The 14,357-nt window shown below is 61.0% G+C and carries 15 protein-coding genes, 1 tRNA gene and 1 pseudogene; 4 read left to right on the forward strand and 13 right to left on the reverse strand.

All coding sequences use genetic code 11. From position 1 onward, the window contains the following. Window positions 1-380 precede the first annotated feature (380 nt). Window positions 381-701, forward strand: coding sequence for a YnfA family protein (locus KBW81_RS16020; protein WP_254247865.1), 321 nt, complete (start codon window positions 381-383; stop codon window positions 699-701). Window positions 702-705: 4 nt separating this feature from the next. Here the strand turns inward: KBW81_RS16020 and KBW81_RS16025 are convergent, their stop codons facing one another. From KBW81_RS16025 to KBW81_RS16050, 6 genes are read right to left on the reverse strand one after another with little or no spacing between them, the layout of a single operon-like run. Next, window positions 706-1,131, reverse strand: coding sequence for a rhodanese-like domain-containing protein (locus KBW81_RS16025; RefSeq protein WP_254247866.1), 426 nt, complete (start codon window positions 1,129-1,131; stop codon window positions 706-708). Window positions 1,132-1,165: 34 nt separating this feature from the next. Next, complete coding sequence (locus KBW81_RS16030) at window positions 1,166-1,462, reverse strand: rhodanese-like domain-containing protein (protein ID WP_254247867.1); 297 nt, start codon at window positions 1,460-1,462, stop codon at window positions 1,166-1,168. Beyond that, the gene (locus tag KBW81_RS16035; protein WP_254247868.1) at window positions 1,462-1,815 is read right to left on the reverse strand and encodes a DsrE/DsrF/TusD sulfur relay family protein; all 354 of its coding nucleotides are present in this window, start codon (window positions 1,813-1,815) and stop codon (window positions 1,462-1,464) included. The genes KBW81_RS16030 and KBW81_RS16035 overlap by 1 nt, the downstream gene beginning before the upstream one ends. Window positions 1,816-1,824: 9 nt before the next feature. Further along, window positions 1,825-2,544 carry a DUF1499 domain-containing protein gene (locus KBW81_RS16040; RefSeq protein WP_254247869.1) on the reverse strand — a complete coding sequence of 240 codons (720 nt, stop codon included), beginning with the start codon at window positions 2,542-2,544 and terminating at the stop codon, window positions 1,825-1,827. Continuing rightward, complete coding sequence (locus KBW81_RS16045; protein ID WP_254247870.1) at window positions 2,537-3,844, reverse strand: MFS transporter; 1,308 nt, start codon at window positions 3,842-3,844, stop codon at window positions 2,537-2,539. The genes KBW81_RS16040 and KBW81_RS16045 overlap by 8 nt, the downstream gene beginning before the upstream one ends. Then, complete coding sequence (locus KBW81_RS16050; RefSeq protein ID WP_254247871.1) at window positions 3,841-4,695, reverse strand: sterol desaturase family protein; 855 nt, start codon at window positions 4,693-4,695, stop codon at window positions 3,841-3,843. Before KBW81_RS16050 ends, KBW81_RS16045 begins: the two co-directional genes overlap by 4 nt. An 87-nt stretch (window positions 4,696-4,782) precedes the next feature. Here KBW81_RS16050 and KBW81_RS16055 point away from each other — a divergent pair, with 87 nt between their 5' ends. The 3 genes and pseudogenes from KBW81_RS16055 (at window position 4,783) to KBW81_RS16065 (ending at window position 6,979) form a co-directional block, all read left to right on the forward strand. Further along, entirely contained in the window at window positions 4,783-5,448 is a 666-nt protein-coding gene (locus KBW81_RS16055; RefSeq protein WP_254247872.1) for an ArsR/SmtB family transcription factor, read from the forward strand. A 19-nt stretch (window positions 5,449-5,467) separates the two neighbouring features. Further along, window positions 5,468-5,725: pseudogene (locus KBW81_RS18840) on the forward strand (sterol desaturase family protein); the annotation flags it as partial. Between the two features lie 588 nt (window positions 5,726-6,313). After that, window positions 6,314-6,979 (forward strand): pseudouridine synthase, encoded by a 666-nt coding sequence (locus tag KBW81_RS16065; RefSeq protein ID WP_254247873.1) that lies wholly within the window; start codon window positions 6,314-6,316, stop codon window positions 6,977-6,979. Window positions 6,980-7,442: 463 nt separating this feature from the next. Here the strand turns inward: KBW81_RS16065 and KBW81_RS16070 are convergent. The 7 genes from KBW81_RS16070 to leuC form a co-directional block, all read right to left on the reverse strand. Beyond that, a tRNA-Pro gene (locus KBW81_RS16070) sits at window positions 7,443-7,519 on the reverse strand. Window positions 7,520-7,563: 44 nt separating this feature from the next. Then, window positions 7,564-8,622, reverse strand: coding sequence for a DMT family transporter (locus tag KBW81_RS16075; protein ID WP_090188484.1), 1,059 nt, complete (start codon window positions 8,620-8,622; stop codon window positions 7,564-7,566). Between the two features lie 126 nt (window positions 8,623-8,748). Continuing rightward, a complete protein-coding gene (gene leuB, locus KBW81_RS16080; RefSeq protein ID WP_090188481.1) occupies window positions 8,749-9,855 on the reverse strand; it encodes a 3-isopropylmalate dehydrogenase in 1,107 nt (368 codons plus the stop codon). 70 nt (window positions 9,856-9,925) lie between these two features. Further along, on the reverse strand, window positions 9,926-10,942 hold the full coding sequence (locus KBW81_RS16085; RefSeq protein WP_254247874.1) for an endonuclease/exonuclease/phosphatase family protein: 1,017 nt from the start codon (window positions 10,940-10,942) through the stop codon (window positions 9,926-9,928). An 8-nt stretch (window positions 10,943-10,950) separates the two neighbouring features. After that, the gene (locus KBW81_RS16090; RefSeq protein WP_254247875.1) at window positions 10,951-11,709 is read right to left on the reverse strand and encodes a hypothetical protein; all 759 of its coding nucleotides are present in this window, start codon (window positions 11,707-11,709) and stop codon (window positions 10,951-10,953) included. A gap of 373 nt (window positions 11,710-12,082) precedes the next feature. After that, on the reverse strand, window positions 12,083-12,688 hold the full coding sequence (gene leuD, locus KBW81_RS16095; RefSeq protein ID WP_254247876.1) for a 3-isopropylmalate dehydratase small subunit: 606 nt from the start codon (window positions 12,686-12,688) through the stop codon (window positions 12,083-12,085). Beyond that, window positions 12,688-14,091, reverse strand: a complete 1,404-nt coding sequence (gene leuC, locus KBW81_RS16100; protein WP_090188474.1) for a 3-isopropylmalate dehydratase large subunit — start codon at window positions 14,089-14,091, stop codon at window positions 12,688-12,690. The genes leuD and leuC overlap by 1 nt, the downstream gene beginning before the upstream one ends. Window positions 14,092-14,357: the final 266 nt, after the last annotated feature.

Below are 14,357 nucleotides of genomic sequence, written 5' to 3' on the forward strand. Positions count from 1 at the left end.
GCCGGATTTTTCGCCCCAAGCCAAAGTCTGCTTCGTCTGCTTAGGGGTCATTAGGGCCGTGAGCGGCGAAGGTCCGGTTGGAGCCCATACTGACTTCGCTACTCAAAACACGCTTCGCAGTTGCAGTATGGTCGCGGATGTCGCAATCGGCCCTGACCTGCCATCCAGCAACCATCCCGAATGTTGCGGTGCGGCCCATCGAAACGGCCATTCGTGCAGGTCGCAGCATTTTGGCGGATTACTCGTCGGTCCGCGGACAAAGCGCAAATGGGCCGCAGCTGCATATCCGCCTGCTTTGCTACGCTTTGCGGATATTCACTTTGGATTGCACGCGAGGCGCTCTATCGCGAGCTTGCGCGGCGCCGGAAAGGGGCGAATGGATGATTTATCTTTGGTTCATTGCGGCAGCGATTACTGAGATCGCGGGATGTTTCGTAGTCTGGGCCTGGGTGCGGCTCGACAAGTCGGCGCTCTGGCTGATGCCCGGGCTTGCAAGCCTTGCCTTCTTCGCCTGGGTTCTGACCCGCGCCGAGAGCGACATCGCAGGTCGCACCTATGCGGCCTATGGCGGGATCTATATCGCCGCGTCCATGATCTGGATGTGGCTGGTCGAAGGAAACCGGCCAGACCGCTGGGACCTGACCGGATTTGCAATATGTCTGATCGGCAGCGCAACGATCCTGCTGCCGCAACGTGGATAACCGATCAAGGTTTATAGGCTGCATCCCGCTGCCATCCGGTGAAACCGGTCTGCATGACAACGACGTTCGAACGCCCAGCCACGCGCAGCGCGAAGGCCGCTTGGGCCGACAGGCTGCCGGTATTGCAGAAGAGGATGGTCATGCGATCCTCAGGGATCTCGTTGATCCGGTCGAGAACTTCGCGCCACTCGATGTTGACGGCGTCGGGGATCGTGCCTTCCTCGAACTGGCCCGCGTCGCGGGTGTCGACGAAGAGCGCAGTCTCGAACACGGTCTGGTCGAGTTGCTGGGGCAGGATGATGCCGGCCTCGTAGTCCGAGAACATCAGGTATTCCTGCATGGCCTCGACGGCCGCGTCCTGCGCAAGAGCGGGCACCGCGTGCAGCCCGAGCGCGACGGTCGTCGCAAAAAATAGGTGTTTCAGGGTCATCCGGGGGTCTCCTCTATTCCGGTTTTTTTGGTGTTCAGGTGTTCTGCGCGCACCAGCCGTTCGTGCCGCCTTCGAGCCAGACGGCGTCCCGGTGGCCAAGCTTGTTCAGCATCTCCGCTCCCTCGGCGGATCGCCCGCCGCCCTTGCCGCAGATCTTCGCGGGTGTTTTGCCAGCAGGCAGTTCACCCGCCCGGCCTTCGAGGTCTGCCAGCGGGATATGCACGGCTCCCCTGACCTTAACGGCGACGTAATCTTCGGCATCCCAGACGTCGATAAGTTGGAAGCGATCAGGATCGGCCACAAGGGCGGCGAGCGTCAGCAGCACCGCCATCAGAACACCATCACCTTGTCGGCGGCGAGCGTGGCCTGCGCGAGCTCGTCCATTGTGGACCGTTTCGGCCCTTCCATCATGTCGCCCTCGGCAAGGCCGCGCGCATCCATGCAGGTGCCGCACATCAGCACGCGCTCCTTGGCGGACAGGACACTGCGAAGCATCCGTTCAAGGTTGTAGAACCCGTCCGGCGTCTTTTGCCCGGCCTTGGCGCACAGCACCGCGTCCGCCATCAGGAAGACGGTGATGTTTGCCTCGGGATCGTTCTTGGCCAGCGCATGGGCCATGCGCAGGCCGTTGAAGCTGCGCTCGGTGCCATAGGGCGGGTCGTTCAGAAGGATCAGGTGTTTCATGGGTGGTCCTCAGTTCGGGGCGCGTGTTTCGAGATCGGCGAGGAAGGATTCGATGCGCCGGGCATTGGCGCCGCGGTCGATCTGGCCCAAGCGCGAGCGCGAGCGCATGTCGATACGAGTGCCGGTGTCAGCCTCGGTGACACGGATCGCGGCCTCGTCCTCAAAGCCAAACAGGCGACTGCGCGCGATAGCCTCGATCTGGCTCTCTGCGGGGTCGGCCGACAGCACCACCCAGCCGCGCTCTTCCACGAGGGCGAGCGCCGAAACGAAGGCGTCGTCAACGGGCAGCGGCAGGTCCAGCGGGCGCACCTGTGGGTAAGCTACTTGCTGCGACTCGGCGGTCTGCGCCGGGTAGTCGCTGGGCGTGGCGGTGAACCAGAACACGGGCGGGTCTTCGGTGTCGGTCGAGATGTCGTTGATCGGCGGCGTGGTGCGGGCAGCGATCTCGAAGGCAGCGCCGAGGCCCGCGACGGGCAGCGACAGGATCAGCCCCAACAGGACCGCACCGGCGCCGCCCTGCCTGCGGCGAAGCCCGACTACCAACCCGACCAGTGCTGCGACTACGCCGGCACCCGCTGCCCAGGCTGCCCAGCCGGCAAGGTCATAGGCCTGCGGCCAGGGCCATCCTCCCGACCGGAAGCCCCAGACCGCGACCGCAAGAAGCGCGAGGGAAACGAATCCCAGCAGGATCGACAGCAGACCAAGACGGCGGGTCGAGGCGTTACGCATCAGCTGTCTCCGACTTGGCGGGGTTCAGCCGCGGGTGGGTTTCCTCACCAAGCCAGAACAACACGGCACCGGACACGAACATCGAGATCGCGACGAACCAGAAGGCGGCCTCTGCCGCCCCCGTCAGGCTCGCGGCGAGTCCGAGGCCAAGCGCGCCGATGGCGTAGCCCAGATCGCGCCAGAAACGGTAGATGCCGATGGCCGAGCCGCGCCAAGCGGGAGGCGTGATGTCAGCCACGGCCGCCGAGAGGTTCGGGTAGAGCAGCGCCATGCCAAAGCCCGCCACGCCCGCCGAGACCGACCACCAGAGCGCGCCCGTGCCCATGACCACCATCGCCACCCCCGCGCCGCTGATCCACATGCCAAGCACGTTGGGCCAAAACCGGCCAACATGATCCGACATCCGCCCGGTGAACAGCTGCGAGCCGCCCCAGACGAACCCATAGGTGCCGACGATCCAGCCCACCTCGGTCAGGCTGGCACCTTGGCCCACCAGAAAGACCGGGAACAGAGCCCAGACCAGCGCATCGACGAACTTCTCGACAAGCCCCGCCTGGCTGATCGCGAACAGGCGGCGGTCGCGCCAGGTCATCAGGGCAAAGACTTCGCCCGTTGTGGGATGATCGGACACGCCCTGCGGATAGCGCGGCAGGGATTTCGGCGGTGCGGCCTTGTGCGCGGCGGTTTCGGCCTTGGCCCAAGGGAGCGTGTCCTTGACCCAGACCACCGTCAGGACCAGCGCGAGGATCACGACAGCCATCCCGAAAACCAGCAAGCCAACACGTGCCCCCAGCCATTCGGCGGCATAGGCCGTCAGGACGCCAGCGATCGCCACGCCCACATAGCCGGCGAATTCGTTCAGCCCCATGGTGAGCCCGCGTTCCTCGGCCTTGGTGATGTCGAGTTTCGCGGTCTGCGTCATCGACCAACAGAGGCCCTGATTGACACCCAGAAGCACGGTCGCCGCGACGATCCAGTTCCAGTCCGGCGCATACCAGATCATCACCGGGATCGGCAGCGCCACGACCCAACCCCAGAAGAGCACCCGCTTGCGCCCGACCCGCTCCGACCAGCGCCCGGCGACGAAGTTCATCACCGCCTTCACCGCGCCGAAGGCCACGACGAAGGAGGCGAGCAAGAGGAACGAGCCGCGCTCGAGCCCAAATTCGCTCTCGGCCAGTGCTGGGATAACGGTGCGGGTCATGCCGATCGCGAAACCCACCAGCATAACCTGGATCAGTTGATGCGCGACCTGAACCCGGTTCTCGCGGATGCCGCGCGTAAATTTGCTTGCGGTCATTCAGTGGGCTCCTTTGTCGTGTTCCGCGGATCGAGCGCATGGCCCGATGCCGGGCCGCGCAGGGGCTGGATCAACATCCGGTCAAGCCAGAGATCGCGGGGCGTGCGGAACTGCTCTATCCCAATCGCCATCCCCTCATGGCCCTTGGCGGGCTGGGCGATGTAGGTGCCCAGAAGCCAGTCCCACCAAGGCAGGTTGAAGCCATAGTTCGAATTGGTCTCGTGCGGGTCGATGGAATGGTGGACACGGTGCATGTCCGGCGTCACCACGAAGAGGCGAAGCACACGGTCTACCGGGCGCGGCAGGTCGATATTGGCGTGGTTGAAGAGCGCGGTGGCGTTCAGGATCACCTCGAACAGCAGCACCGCGACAGCGGGCGGGCCAAGCGCCGCGACCATCGCCAGCTTGATCCCCATGGAGATCACGATTTCCACCGGGTGAAAGCGCAAGCCGGTCGTGGCGTCGAAATCGAGATCGGCGTGGTGCATTCGGTGCAGCCGCCAGAGGCCCGGCACCGCATGGAACATCACGTGCTGGAGGTAGATCGCGAGATCCAGCAGCAGCATCGAGACGACGACGGCCACCCAGAGCGGGGCGTCGATGTTGTTGAACAGGCCCCAGCCACGATCCTCGGCGACCACCGCAAGCCCGACCGCAATGACGGGAAACGAAAGCCGCAGGATGATCGTGTCGACCACGACGAGCGCCAGGTTGTTCGTCCAGCGGATCACCCGAGGGATTTCCCGGCGACGCCGGGGCGCTGCAACTTCCCAAAGCGCCATTGCCGCCAGCACGCCAAGAAAAATCGAAAGGCGGATCGTCGCTTCGGCGGCAAGGATTGTCTCTGACATGGATGCGGGCCTTTGGGCTTGTCGGGCGCGATAGATTCGCTATAATTCAAGTTATCGCTTGAATGATATAATAGTGGGAGACAACCGGTGTCAATCAGTCCCAAGACCGCCCTGCTGGAGGAATACGCCCTCGTCGCACGCGCTCTGTCCGCGCCGGCGCGGCTCTCGCTGTTGGAACAACTGGCGCAAGGGGAGCGCGGGGTGGAAGCGCTTGCGGAAAAGACTGGCCTCAACATCGCCAACTGTTCGCAGCACTTGCAGCAACTGCGCCGCGCGGCGCTGGTCACCAGCCGCCGCGACGGCAAGGCAGTGATCTATCGGTTGACCGACGCGAAGACGCTCGAGCTGATGGACCTTTTGCGCATCGTTGCCGAACGGAACCTCGCGCAGGTCGAGCGCATCCTGCGCGGCCTCTCAGGGGGCGAGGACGCTCCCGAGGCCGTAAGCCGCGCGGACCTCGCCGCCCGGATCGCTGAAGGGTCGGTGACCGTTCTCGACGTCCGCCCCGCAGATGAATTTGCGGCAGGTCATATTCCAGGCGCGCTCAATACGACGCTGACGGAACTCGAGCAGATCATGCCGGAGCTGGATAAGTCCGCCGAAATCATAGCCTATTGCAGAGGGCCCTATTGCGTCTATGCGCACCAAGCTGTCGCGGCCCTTCGCAAGCACGGCTTCAGCGCAAGGCGCCTCGAAGGCGGTCTGCCAGAATGGCGAGAAGATGGGCGTCCGGTTTTGTCATCTCATCTATAGCAACGACGGGACAACTTCGGACCGCGTGCAGCGGCTTTTCGTCGTCACACCCGACACGCACCGCGTCTAACATTCCGTCGATCCGCGCGGGACCAATTCGAACTATGGCTTCAACCTGCCGGGGTGGGACCGCTTGCTCGGAACCTACATCGCGCTGCCCGCCAAGGGGCATGAGGGGATGTAGATTAGGATAGAGCTCTTCCGCACGCCCCGCGATCTCTGGCTCGACCGGATGCGGATTTGGAAGTTGCTTTGCTCCAGAGTTCCTCGGGGGTGACAACGGTTCTGATCAAAAACTGGATATCCCGGGCGAAGGAAAGTCGGTCCGGCTGCGATGACATGAATTGCCGCAATTTTTCGCTCTGGCGATACCCAATCTTCGGACAGCGGTCCTGTCGACCGTTCGAAAAAGGCTGGCAGTTGCTGTATGCAGGTGCAGCATCCGATACTCTGATGCTTATAAAGAAGGGGTCGATGCAGTCATGTGGCGAAGCAGGTGATAGCCCGAATTGTGCGCCATGCGGAAGTAAGCTTCCATCGACGGGGCCTGGCCCGTTTGCAGCCGCAGCGCATTCACACTTTCCGCCCAGGATAGTGTCCCGCCGCGGCAGCGCCAGCCAGGTTCTCGCGTCCGCAGCGAATGGCAGGAAAGTCCGCTTAGCAGACCTTGCCGAGTGTTTGAAAACGGTCGTTTTTGAAACCTGTCTGAAATGTCATGAAGAGATCCTTGTATAATGGATCAAGAGCCAATCTAGCCACACCGCGGGTATCAGACCTTACTTAGGAATAAAAACAAATGGCTAGAAATCCAACGTCCCGCATCGACAAGCTTCTGTCCTCCATGGGCTATGGCTCTCGCAAGGAAATGGCGCGACTGGCAAAGGTTGGCGGTATCATCCTAGACGGAGTTGAGCTGTCGGACGTTAACCTGCGCATTCCTGTCACTCCAGATTTACCGACCCGCTTCGTGATCGACGGCGAGGCACTCGATCCTGTCGCAGGGATGGTCATTCTTTTGAACAAACCTTTGGGTATGACCTGTTCCCACAAGGAAGAAGGCGCATTGGTTTATGATATCCTGCCTAAGCGATGGAAACTTCGTAATCCGGCGATCTCGACCATCGGGCGTTTGGACAAGCAGACGTCCGGCCTTTTGTTGCTGACGGATGATGGGGACCTATTGCATCGGATCATCAGCCCTAAACGTCACATCAGAAAGACCTACCGCGTCAAACTGGCTCGCCCGCTCTGCGGCACAGAAGGCGAGATTTTCGCCTCGGGTCATTTGATGCTGGATAGTGAGGAAAAGCCGCTGGCACCTGCCGAATTAGAGATTGTTTCACAGACCGAGGCTCTGCTCAGTGTCACCGAAGGCCGATACCATCAGGTGCGCCGTATGTTTGCCGCCACGGGCAACCACGTCGCCGAACTGCACCGCGAACGTTTGGGCGGTCTTTCACTGCCTGAAGGTATGGTGCCCGGTCAGTGGAAACTGCTGAGTGAGAAAGAGATTGCGTCGATTTTTACGTAGGCCGGTAATCCGCCCCAAAACCGAGTGGGTGCAGGCGTAGAATTTTCTCAGCAAGATGGCTGAGGGAAATCTGATCGAGATGATGAGATTTAGCGAATGCCGGATCCTTGTGATCCGGGGTTTGGCCTAGGGCAGTGTGCCTTTGCACGTAGAGTGCCCCCATCGAGTGGTCCGGTTCGATCGTTAATGCATGGTCAGTCGTCGGTCTATCGGGAAGATGCTTTTCGGCGCTGGCAGACAGTAGTCGAAAGCGCAGTGTGGCCTAATCATACTGCAGTAGTTCAATCAGGATTTGTGCCTCGCGGAACGTGGTGACGACCTAGCCATCGAGCCATTCGTCCCGATCGCGGGCCTTTTCGCAGTGAGGTGAGGCATCATATTAGCATGCACTGAGCGCGGTGCTATTAGGTCAGAAGCCTGATCCCAAAGGCAAAATATCTCTGCAATCTACAAGGCGGATATATGGTCGGGCTGAGAGGATTCGAACCTCCGACCCCCTGCTCCCGAAGCAGGTGCGCTACCAGGCTGCGCTACAGCCCGACCGTGGCGGCGTCATAACGCTGGCTAAAGCGTTTGCCAAGTAACTATTCGCTGTCTTTTCGGCGTGGTTCTGCCACTGGCGGCACGCGTCCTGGCAGGCCGCGCAGATGCGGCCGGGCGGCAGCAGAAGGCGCAGATTGCGGCACGATCCGCGGCTCTGCTGCGGTTTTGTCCATCTCTCTTGGACGGGGGCGCAGGAACGTCCCTGTCTCGAACCTAGCGCGTGTGCGCAGTACCGGTGTGCCGCTTTCGGTCGACCGGCTCTCGCGCAGAACGATATACAGGCCAGAGGCGATGATGATGCTCGCGCCCAGCACTGTGGCACCGTCAGGCGTTTCGCCAAAGAACAACATGCCATAGGCCGTGGCCCATAGGATCTGACTGTATTGCATTGGCGCGACAATCACCGCCTCGCCGGATTTATAGGCCGCGATCACCAGCAGGCCCGCGATAAAGGCAAAGACAGAAATCACCGCAAGCATCCCGATATGCGCAATCGGCATTGGCTCGTAAACGAACACCAGCGCGATGCCCATGACGACAAAGTTGCCCAGCATCGGGAACAGCATCAGGACGACGGGCCGTTCATCGGCGCCAATTTTGCGCACGATAATCGACCCCAGCGATCCACCAATCGCCGACACCAGTGCCGCCGCATGACCCAGCTCTAGCTGGGTGCTGCCGGGCCGTAGGACGACCAAAACGCCAACCAGTCCCACGATAACCGCCAGCCCCCTGCGCAGACGCACAGTTTCGCCCAACAGCGGCACGGCCAAGATCGTGATTAGCAAAGGGGACGCGAATAAGATCGCGTAAACCTGCGCCAGCGGCAGCACGGTAAAGGCGTAAAACGCGCAGAACCCGGTCACAACAGCCGCCAGCGTGCGCACCAGCATCCACCACGGATGCTTTGGCAGCAGCGTGCCCGGTGTCGCGTCTCGCATCAGTGATACTGTCGCTAAGGGAAACGCCAGCAATACGGAAAAGAACACGATCTGGATCGGGGAATAGCTGCCGCCCAGCACCTTAATAAAGACGTCGTGCGTCGCGAAAATACCAAAGGCAAGCAGGGCGAGCAGGGCGCCGCGGGCGTTAGATGACATGGGTGAGTCCTTGTTCGGCTGCAATATCTGAACGCAACCTTGGTCGACCCTGCACCGCAGAAGGTCAAGACGGTCTTAAAGCAGGGCGGCGATCTTTGCCGCCCTGCCGTTTATTTCAGCGCTAAATTACAGGCTGGCGTCCAGGGCCGCCAGAATTGCATCGCCCATTTGCGTGGTGCTGATGGGCGAACCGCCCTCTGGCCCCAGCAAATCAGCGGTGCGGGCACCGTCAGCCAGCACCTGCTCTACGGCCGCTTCCAGACGATCCGCTTCTGCGCCAGCGTCAAAGCTGTAACGCAGCGCCATGGCAAAGCTTAGGATGCAGGCAATCGGGTTCGCTTTGCCCTGACCTGTGATGTCGGGGGCGGAACCGTGTACCGGCTCGTACAGCGCTTTTGGGCGACCATTCGCCATCGGCAGACCCAGCGAAGCGGATGGCAGCATCCCCAGCGAGCCTGTCAGCATTGCAGCCGCGTCGGACAGCAAGTCGCCAAACAGGTTGTCGGTCACGATGACGTCGAACTGCTTGGGGTTCCGCACCAGCTGCATCGCGCCGTTGTCGGCGTACATGTGCGACAGTTCGACGTCCGCGTATTCCTTCTCGTGGATCTCGGTCACGACCTGCCGCCACAGCACGCCGGATTCCATCACGTTGGCCTTTTCCATAGAGCACACACGATTGCTGCGGCGACGTGCCAGCTCAAACGCAGACCGCGCAACGCGGGCAATCTCGGACTCGGTGTAGCGCTGGGTGTTGATGCCGACGCGCTCGTTACCCTCGAGGTGGATACCGCGCGGTTCGCCGAAATAAACGCCAGAGGTCAGTTCGCGCACGATCATGATATCAAGGCCGGCCACGATGTCGCGCTTCAGCGACGAAAAGTCCGCCAGCGCGTCAAAGCACTGCGCCGGGCGCAGGTTGGAAAACAGGTCCATTTCCTTGCGCAGGCGCAACAGGCCACGCTCTGGCTTTACGCTGAAATCCAGATCGTCGTACTTGGGGCCGCCAACAGCGCCCAGCAGCACGGCGTCGACTTCTTGCGCCTTCGCCATGGTGTCGTCGTGCAGCGGCGTGCCGTGCTTGTCATAGGCGCAGCCGCCGACGAGGTCTTCTGAGATATCAAACGGCATGTCGCGCTTGTCACCATACCAGGTGATGATGCGCTTCACTTCGTTCATGACTTCAGGGCCGATGCCGTCGCCGGCGAGGATCAGAAGGGTTGGATTCGACATGGGATACGTCCTTGGCTGCAAACGGGTTGACACCGCGTAACGCCAAGGCGGTGCGGTTTCAAGCCGCACCCTATCGGCGCAGGTCGACCCAGACCAGCCGGTGCGGGCCAGCGGCCTCTGCTATCTTGGCATTCGGGTCATCGGGTGGGGGCCAAAACACACCCGATCCCGTCACAGTCCACGTCGCTGCAGGCAGCACATAGCTCACCCGCAGGTTCCCCGGCGCGCCGTCGGGCCAATCGGCTGTATCCAGCGCCGGATCGCCGGAATGATCCGTGTCAGCCGCCGCAAGACCGCCGCTGCTGCGGGGCAGGGGGTCCGTCAGGCGCGGATCGGCCAGCATTCTAGCCATCGCGTCCCGTCGGCCGTCGCCATCCACTGGGTCAAGGTTGGCATTGCCCGCAATGACATAATCCTGCGGCGAAGGGCCGAAATCACCGTCCAGCGCATGCGCCCACAGCAGCAGCTCGTCCCGATTGCGCAACTCATTGCGATCCTCTGGCCCGTCAAACACCGGCGGCGTCGCGGAAAAGGCCATGGCGGTGACGGGACCATCCGGCGTTTGCACTGGCACGATCCAATGCCCCGTCGTGGACAGCCGCTGAATGTTTGCGATTTCATCGGTCCACACCTGACCGTTCGGCAGCGTCGCCCAAGGCAGATCGCGCCACAGCAGTGGTGACAAATCCTGTACGGCATCCGCATTAATCGGCCAGCGCGACAGCAAAGCCATGCCGCTATCGCCGCTGAATAGGCCGTACCCCTGCGCATCGCGCGCCTCGCCCACGCGCCCATTGCCATCCAGATCAAGTCCGGTCGCCCTGCCCGCGTTCGGCAGCAATGCAAAGCTATGCGCAAACCCCATCCGGTCCGCCAAGGCCTGCATCGCAAGCCCGTCCCGGTCGTAATCGACATCGGTCAAAAGCAAAATGTCGGGGGCAACTTGCGCCACAATGGCAGCAACCGCATCAATCTGATCGTCCGCCCGGCCCAGATCGCGCAGCAACAGGCCGGGGCCCTTGCGCCCCAAAGGCGCGGCAAAGGTGGCGATGCGAATGTCTTGTGCGCTGACCTGTCCGGCCAGCAAAGCGAAGATCAGACCGGCAACAAACCCTCTGCCGCAGCGCGGGCGTATTCGCGCTTGCGCTGCACGTGGATCATCTGCGCCACACGCGACAAGGCAATGCCCCGCATCAACAGACTCGCCGGAAGAAAGGCCCATGCGGCAACCATCCAGATCAAAGTTTGCGGGTCGTTCACGACAATCGGCGTGAAAAGAAGCGACACCGCCTTACCCAGCGCAGGAAATACGAAGGGCAGCAAAAAGCCAAGGATCAGATTGATTTGGCTATCGCGGTTCAGCCGCTTCACGACGTCGCCGCCAGTTGTGGGGTCGAACATCGGCAGGTTCACCCAAACATTGAACGAACCGCTACGCCGGGGCCAATGATGAAACCGCAGCAGCACACCAAAGGTGGCGATGGACAGCAGCGACACCAGATAGGCCAACCCGGCGGTGATCGAGATCAGGTAAAGCACGCGGCTTTCCGTGCCTTCGGGCATCATTAATACCATCAAGCGCACAGGCGAAAACGGGAAATCCAGCGATCCGCCAATGCGTTCACCCATCAACTGCATTAGCCGTGTCAGGGTTGACGGTGCCTCGAACCCGCGCATGATTAGCGACAGCACCAGCACAGTGGTAAACAGCGCGATAAACCGCAGCCGGTTGAACGGGGGCGCACTGCGAAATTCGATAAAGCTGGGACTAGCGACGGAATATTCAACAAAGGTAAAGATAGCGGCAAAAATCGCGACAAGGGCAACGATCTGTAGGCCATCCTGGCTTTGCATAGGCAGCAATATTGATGGAAGGGATATGAGCGCGACCACGCAAAGCGCCCGCATTCCCGCTGCCGGGAGGGTCGAATGTACTGCCATAACGTCCTCTGCCCGGGCAGCTGCGATACGATGCCGCAACTTTGTCCCGTTCTTTCCCCGTGATTGTGTCGCGGGCTGCCTCTTTATTGCCATTATTTTGCCCCGATTCAGATCACTTCGCAACTACCTGTTAATTATCGGTAAATATGCATGGCATTTTTGCGGCGAGGGTGGTGCGGCTTTGCAACCTTTTCTGGTTTAACTTTGGGCAGGCTAGAAGCGGGCACAAAATATGGGGCTGGATCGCTCCGGCCCCATATGGCAGTGCTAAAATCTTTGGCGGGTCTTAGACCCAGGGACGGGCCGTCGCAGCCTGCGCTTCGAAAGATTCGATCGAGGCGGCCTTTTCCAAGGTCAGGCCGATGTCGTCCAAGCCGTTCATCAGGCAATGCTTTTTAAAGCTGTCGACTTCGAAATTGAACACTTCGCCATCGGACGACGTGATGGTTTGCGCTTCCAGATCAACTTCGATCCGGGCGTTGGACCCTTTCTCGGCGTCCTTCATCAGCACATCGACCTGCTCTTGCGGCAGCGCAATTGGCAGGATGCCGTTCTTAAAGCAGTTGCTGTAAAAGATGTCGGCATAGCTGGGAGCGATCACGCAGCGGATGCCAAAATCCTTGATCGCCCAAGGCGCATGTTCCCGCGACGATCCGCAACCAAAGTTGTCGCCCGCCACAAGGATTTCCGCATCCCGGTACTGCGGCTTGTTCAGCACGAAGGTCGGGATTTCGTTGCGGTCGTCGTCATAGCGCATCTCGTCGAACAGGTTCACGCCCAAGCCAGACCGTTTGATGGTCTTCAGGAACTGCTTGGGGATGATCATATCGGTGTCGATGTTGATCAGGGGCAGAGGGGCCGCGATGCCGCTCAGTTTGTCGAACTTATCCATTACATCATCTCCCGAACGTCAGTGAGGTGGCCAGTGATCGCGGCGGCAGCAGCCATCGCAGGTGACATCAGGTGGGTGCGACCACCCCGGCCCTGACGGCCTTCAAAGTTGCGGTTGGACGTCGCTGCGCAACGCTCGCCCGGCGCCAACTGGTCGGGGTTCATCGCCAGACACATGGAACAACCCGCCATGCGCCATTCAAAGCCAGCATCGATAAAGATCTGCGCCAGACCTTCTTCTTCAGCCTGCGCACGGACCAGACCCGAACCCGGCACGACCATTGCGCGGGTCACGGCGATTTTCTTGCCCTTCAGGATCGCAGCAGCGGCGCGCAGGTCTTCGATGCGGCCGTTGGTGCAGGACCCGATGAACACGGTGTCGATCTTGATATCGGTCAGCGGCATGCCCGCTGTCAGGCCCATATACTCGATGGATCGCTGGGCTGCATCGACCTTGCCACCCTTAAAGTCGCTGGCGGCAGGCACGGTTGCCGTGATCGGCAGCACGTCTTCGGGCGAAGTGCCCCAAGTGACGGACGGCGCGATGTCTTCGCCCTTCAGCGTGACAACCTTGTCCCAATGCGCGTCGTCATCGGAGTAAAGCGTCTTCCACCATGTCAGCGCGGCTTCCCACTGCGCGCCCTTGGGGGCGTGCGGGCGACCGTTACAATAGGCATAGGTCTTTTCGTCCGGCGCGATCAGGCCAGCGCGCGCGCCGCCTTCAATCGCCATGTTGCAGACGGTCATGCGGCCTTCCATCGACAGATCGCGGATCGCTTCGCCGCAATATTCGATGACATAGCCGGTGCCGCCAGCGGTGCCGGTGACGCCGATGACGGACATGGTGATGTCCTTGGCCGTGACGCCCGGGCGCAGCTTGCCCGTGATCTCGACCTTCATGTTCTTGGACTTCTTCTGGATCAGCGTCTGGGTGGCCAGCACGTGTTCCACTTCCGACGTGCCGATACCGTGGGCCAGAGAGCCGAATGCACCGTGAGTCGCCGTGTGGCTGTCACCGCAAACAACGGTCATGCCGGGCAAGGTCCAGCCTTGCTCTGGGCCGACGATGTGCACGATGCCCTGACGGACGTCAGACACAGGGTAATAGTGGATGCCGAATTCTTTGGCGTTGGTATCAAGCGCCTCAACCTGAATGCGGCTGTCTTCGGTCATCGTGGCCGCATTGGCGCGATCCAGCGTGGTCGGCACGTTATGGTCTGGTACGGCGATGGTCTTGGCCGGATCGTGCACGGTGCGACCCGTCATGCGCAGACCTTCAAAGGCCTGCGGGCTGGTCACTTCGTGGACCAGATGGCGGTCGATGTACAAAAGGCAGGTGCCGTCTTCGGCTTCATGGGCGACGTGTGCATCCCAGATTTTATCGTAAAGCGTCTTGGGGGACATATGTCCTCTCCCGTATAAAAGGTGTCGTGGATGGGTAGGCATGATGCGGGCGCAAAAGCGCCGCGCGCATCATAGATGAGCGAGGATCGTGCAGGTCGCGCCAAAAAACCGCCAAGGCAGCCGTGCGCGATCATCCATGTCAAAAACTGGTGTCATACGCGCTCAGATATACCTCTGCGTCATTTGCCGCAAGGGTCTGTTGGGAATGCCGCAATGGCGGTGTTTGGACATGGTATCGTGCGTTTTGGGTGTGACGGGCGAAACCA

It is taken from the genome of Loktanella salsilacus, from assembly GCF_024206795.1.
GTDB classification, from domain to species: domain Bacteria; phylum Pseudomonadota; class Alphaproteobacteria; order Rhodobacterales; family Rhodobacteraceae; genus Loktanella; species Loktanella salsilacus.

Bases quoted from the DNA above. Each gene is read 5' to 3' on its own strand.
- leuC (WP_090188474.1), bottom strand. From the start codon at position 14,091: ATGTCCCCCAAGACGCTTTACGATAAAATCTGGGATGCACACGTCGCC.
- KBW81_RS16040 (WP_254247869.1), bottom strand. From the start codon at position 2,544: ATGCGTAACGCCTCGACCCGCCGTCTTGGTCTGCTGTCGATCCTGCTG.
- KBW81_RS16065 (WP_254247873.1), top strand. From the start codon at position 6,314: ATGGCGCGACTGGCAAAGGTTGGCGGTATCATCCTAGACGGAGTTGAG.
- leuD (WP_254247876.1), bottom strand. From the start codon at position 12,688: ATGGATAAGTTCGACAAACTGAGCGGCATCGCGGCCCCTCTGCCCCTG.
- KBW81_RS16035 (WP_254247868.1), bottom strand. From the start codon at position 1,815: ATGAAACACCTGATCCTTCTGAACGACCCGCCCTATGGCACCGAGCGC.
- KBW81_RS16045 (WP_254247870.1), bottom strand. From the start codon at position 3,844: ATGACCGCAAGCAAATTTACGCGCGGCATCCGCGAGAACCGGGTTCAG.
- KBW81_RS16090 (WP_254247875.1), bottom strand. From the start codon at position 11,709: ATGCAAAGCCAGGATGGCCTACAGATCGTTGCCCTTGTCGCGATTTTT.
- KBW81_RS16075 (WP_090188484.1), bottom strand. From the start codon at position 8,622: ATGTCATCTAACGCCCGCGGCGCCCTGCTCGCCCTGCTTGCCTTTGGT.
- KBW81_RS16030 (WP_254247867.1), bottom strand. From the start codon at position 1,462: ATGGCGGTGCTGCTGACGCTCGCCGCCCTTGTGGCCGATCCTGATCGC.
- KBW81_RS16050 (WP_254247871.1), bottom strand. From the start codon at position 4,695: ATGTCAGAGACAATCCTTGCCGCCGAAGCGACGATCCGCCTTTCGATT.
- KBW81_RS16025 (WP_254247866.1), bottom strand. From the start codon at position 1,131: ATGACCCTGAAACACCTATTTTTTGCGACGACCGTCGCGCTCGGGCTG.
- KBW81_RS16020 (WP_254247865.1), top strand. From the start codon at position 381: ATGATTTATCTTTGGTTCATTGCGGCAGCGATTACTGAGATCGCGGGA.
- leuB (WP_090188481.1), bottom strand. From the start codon at position 9,855: ATGTCGAATCCAACCCTTCTGATCCTCGCCGGCGACGGCATCGGCCCT.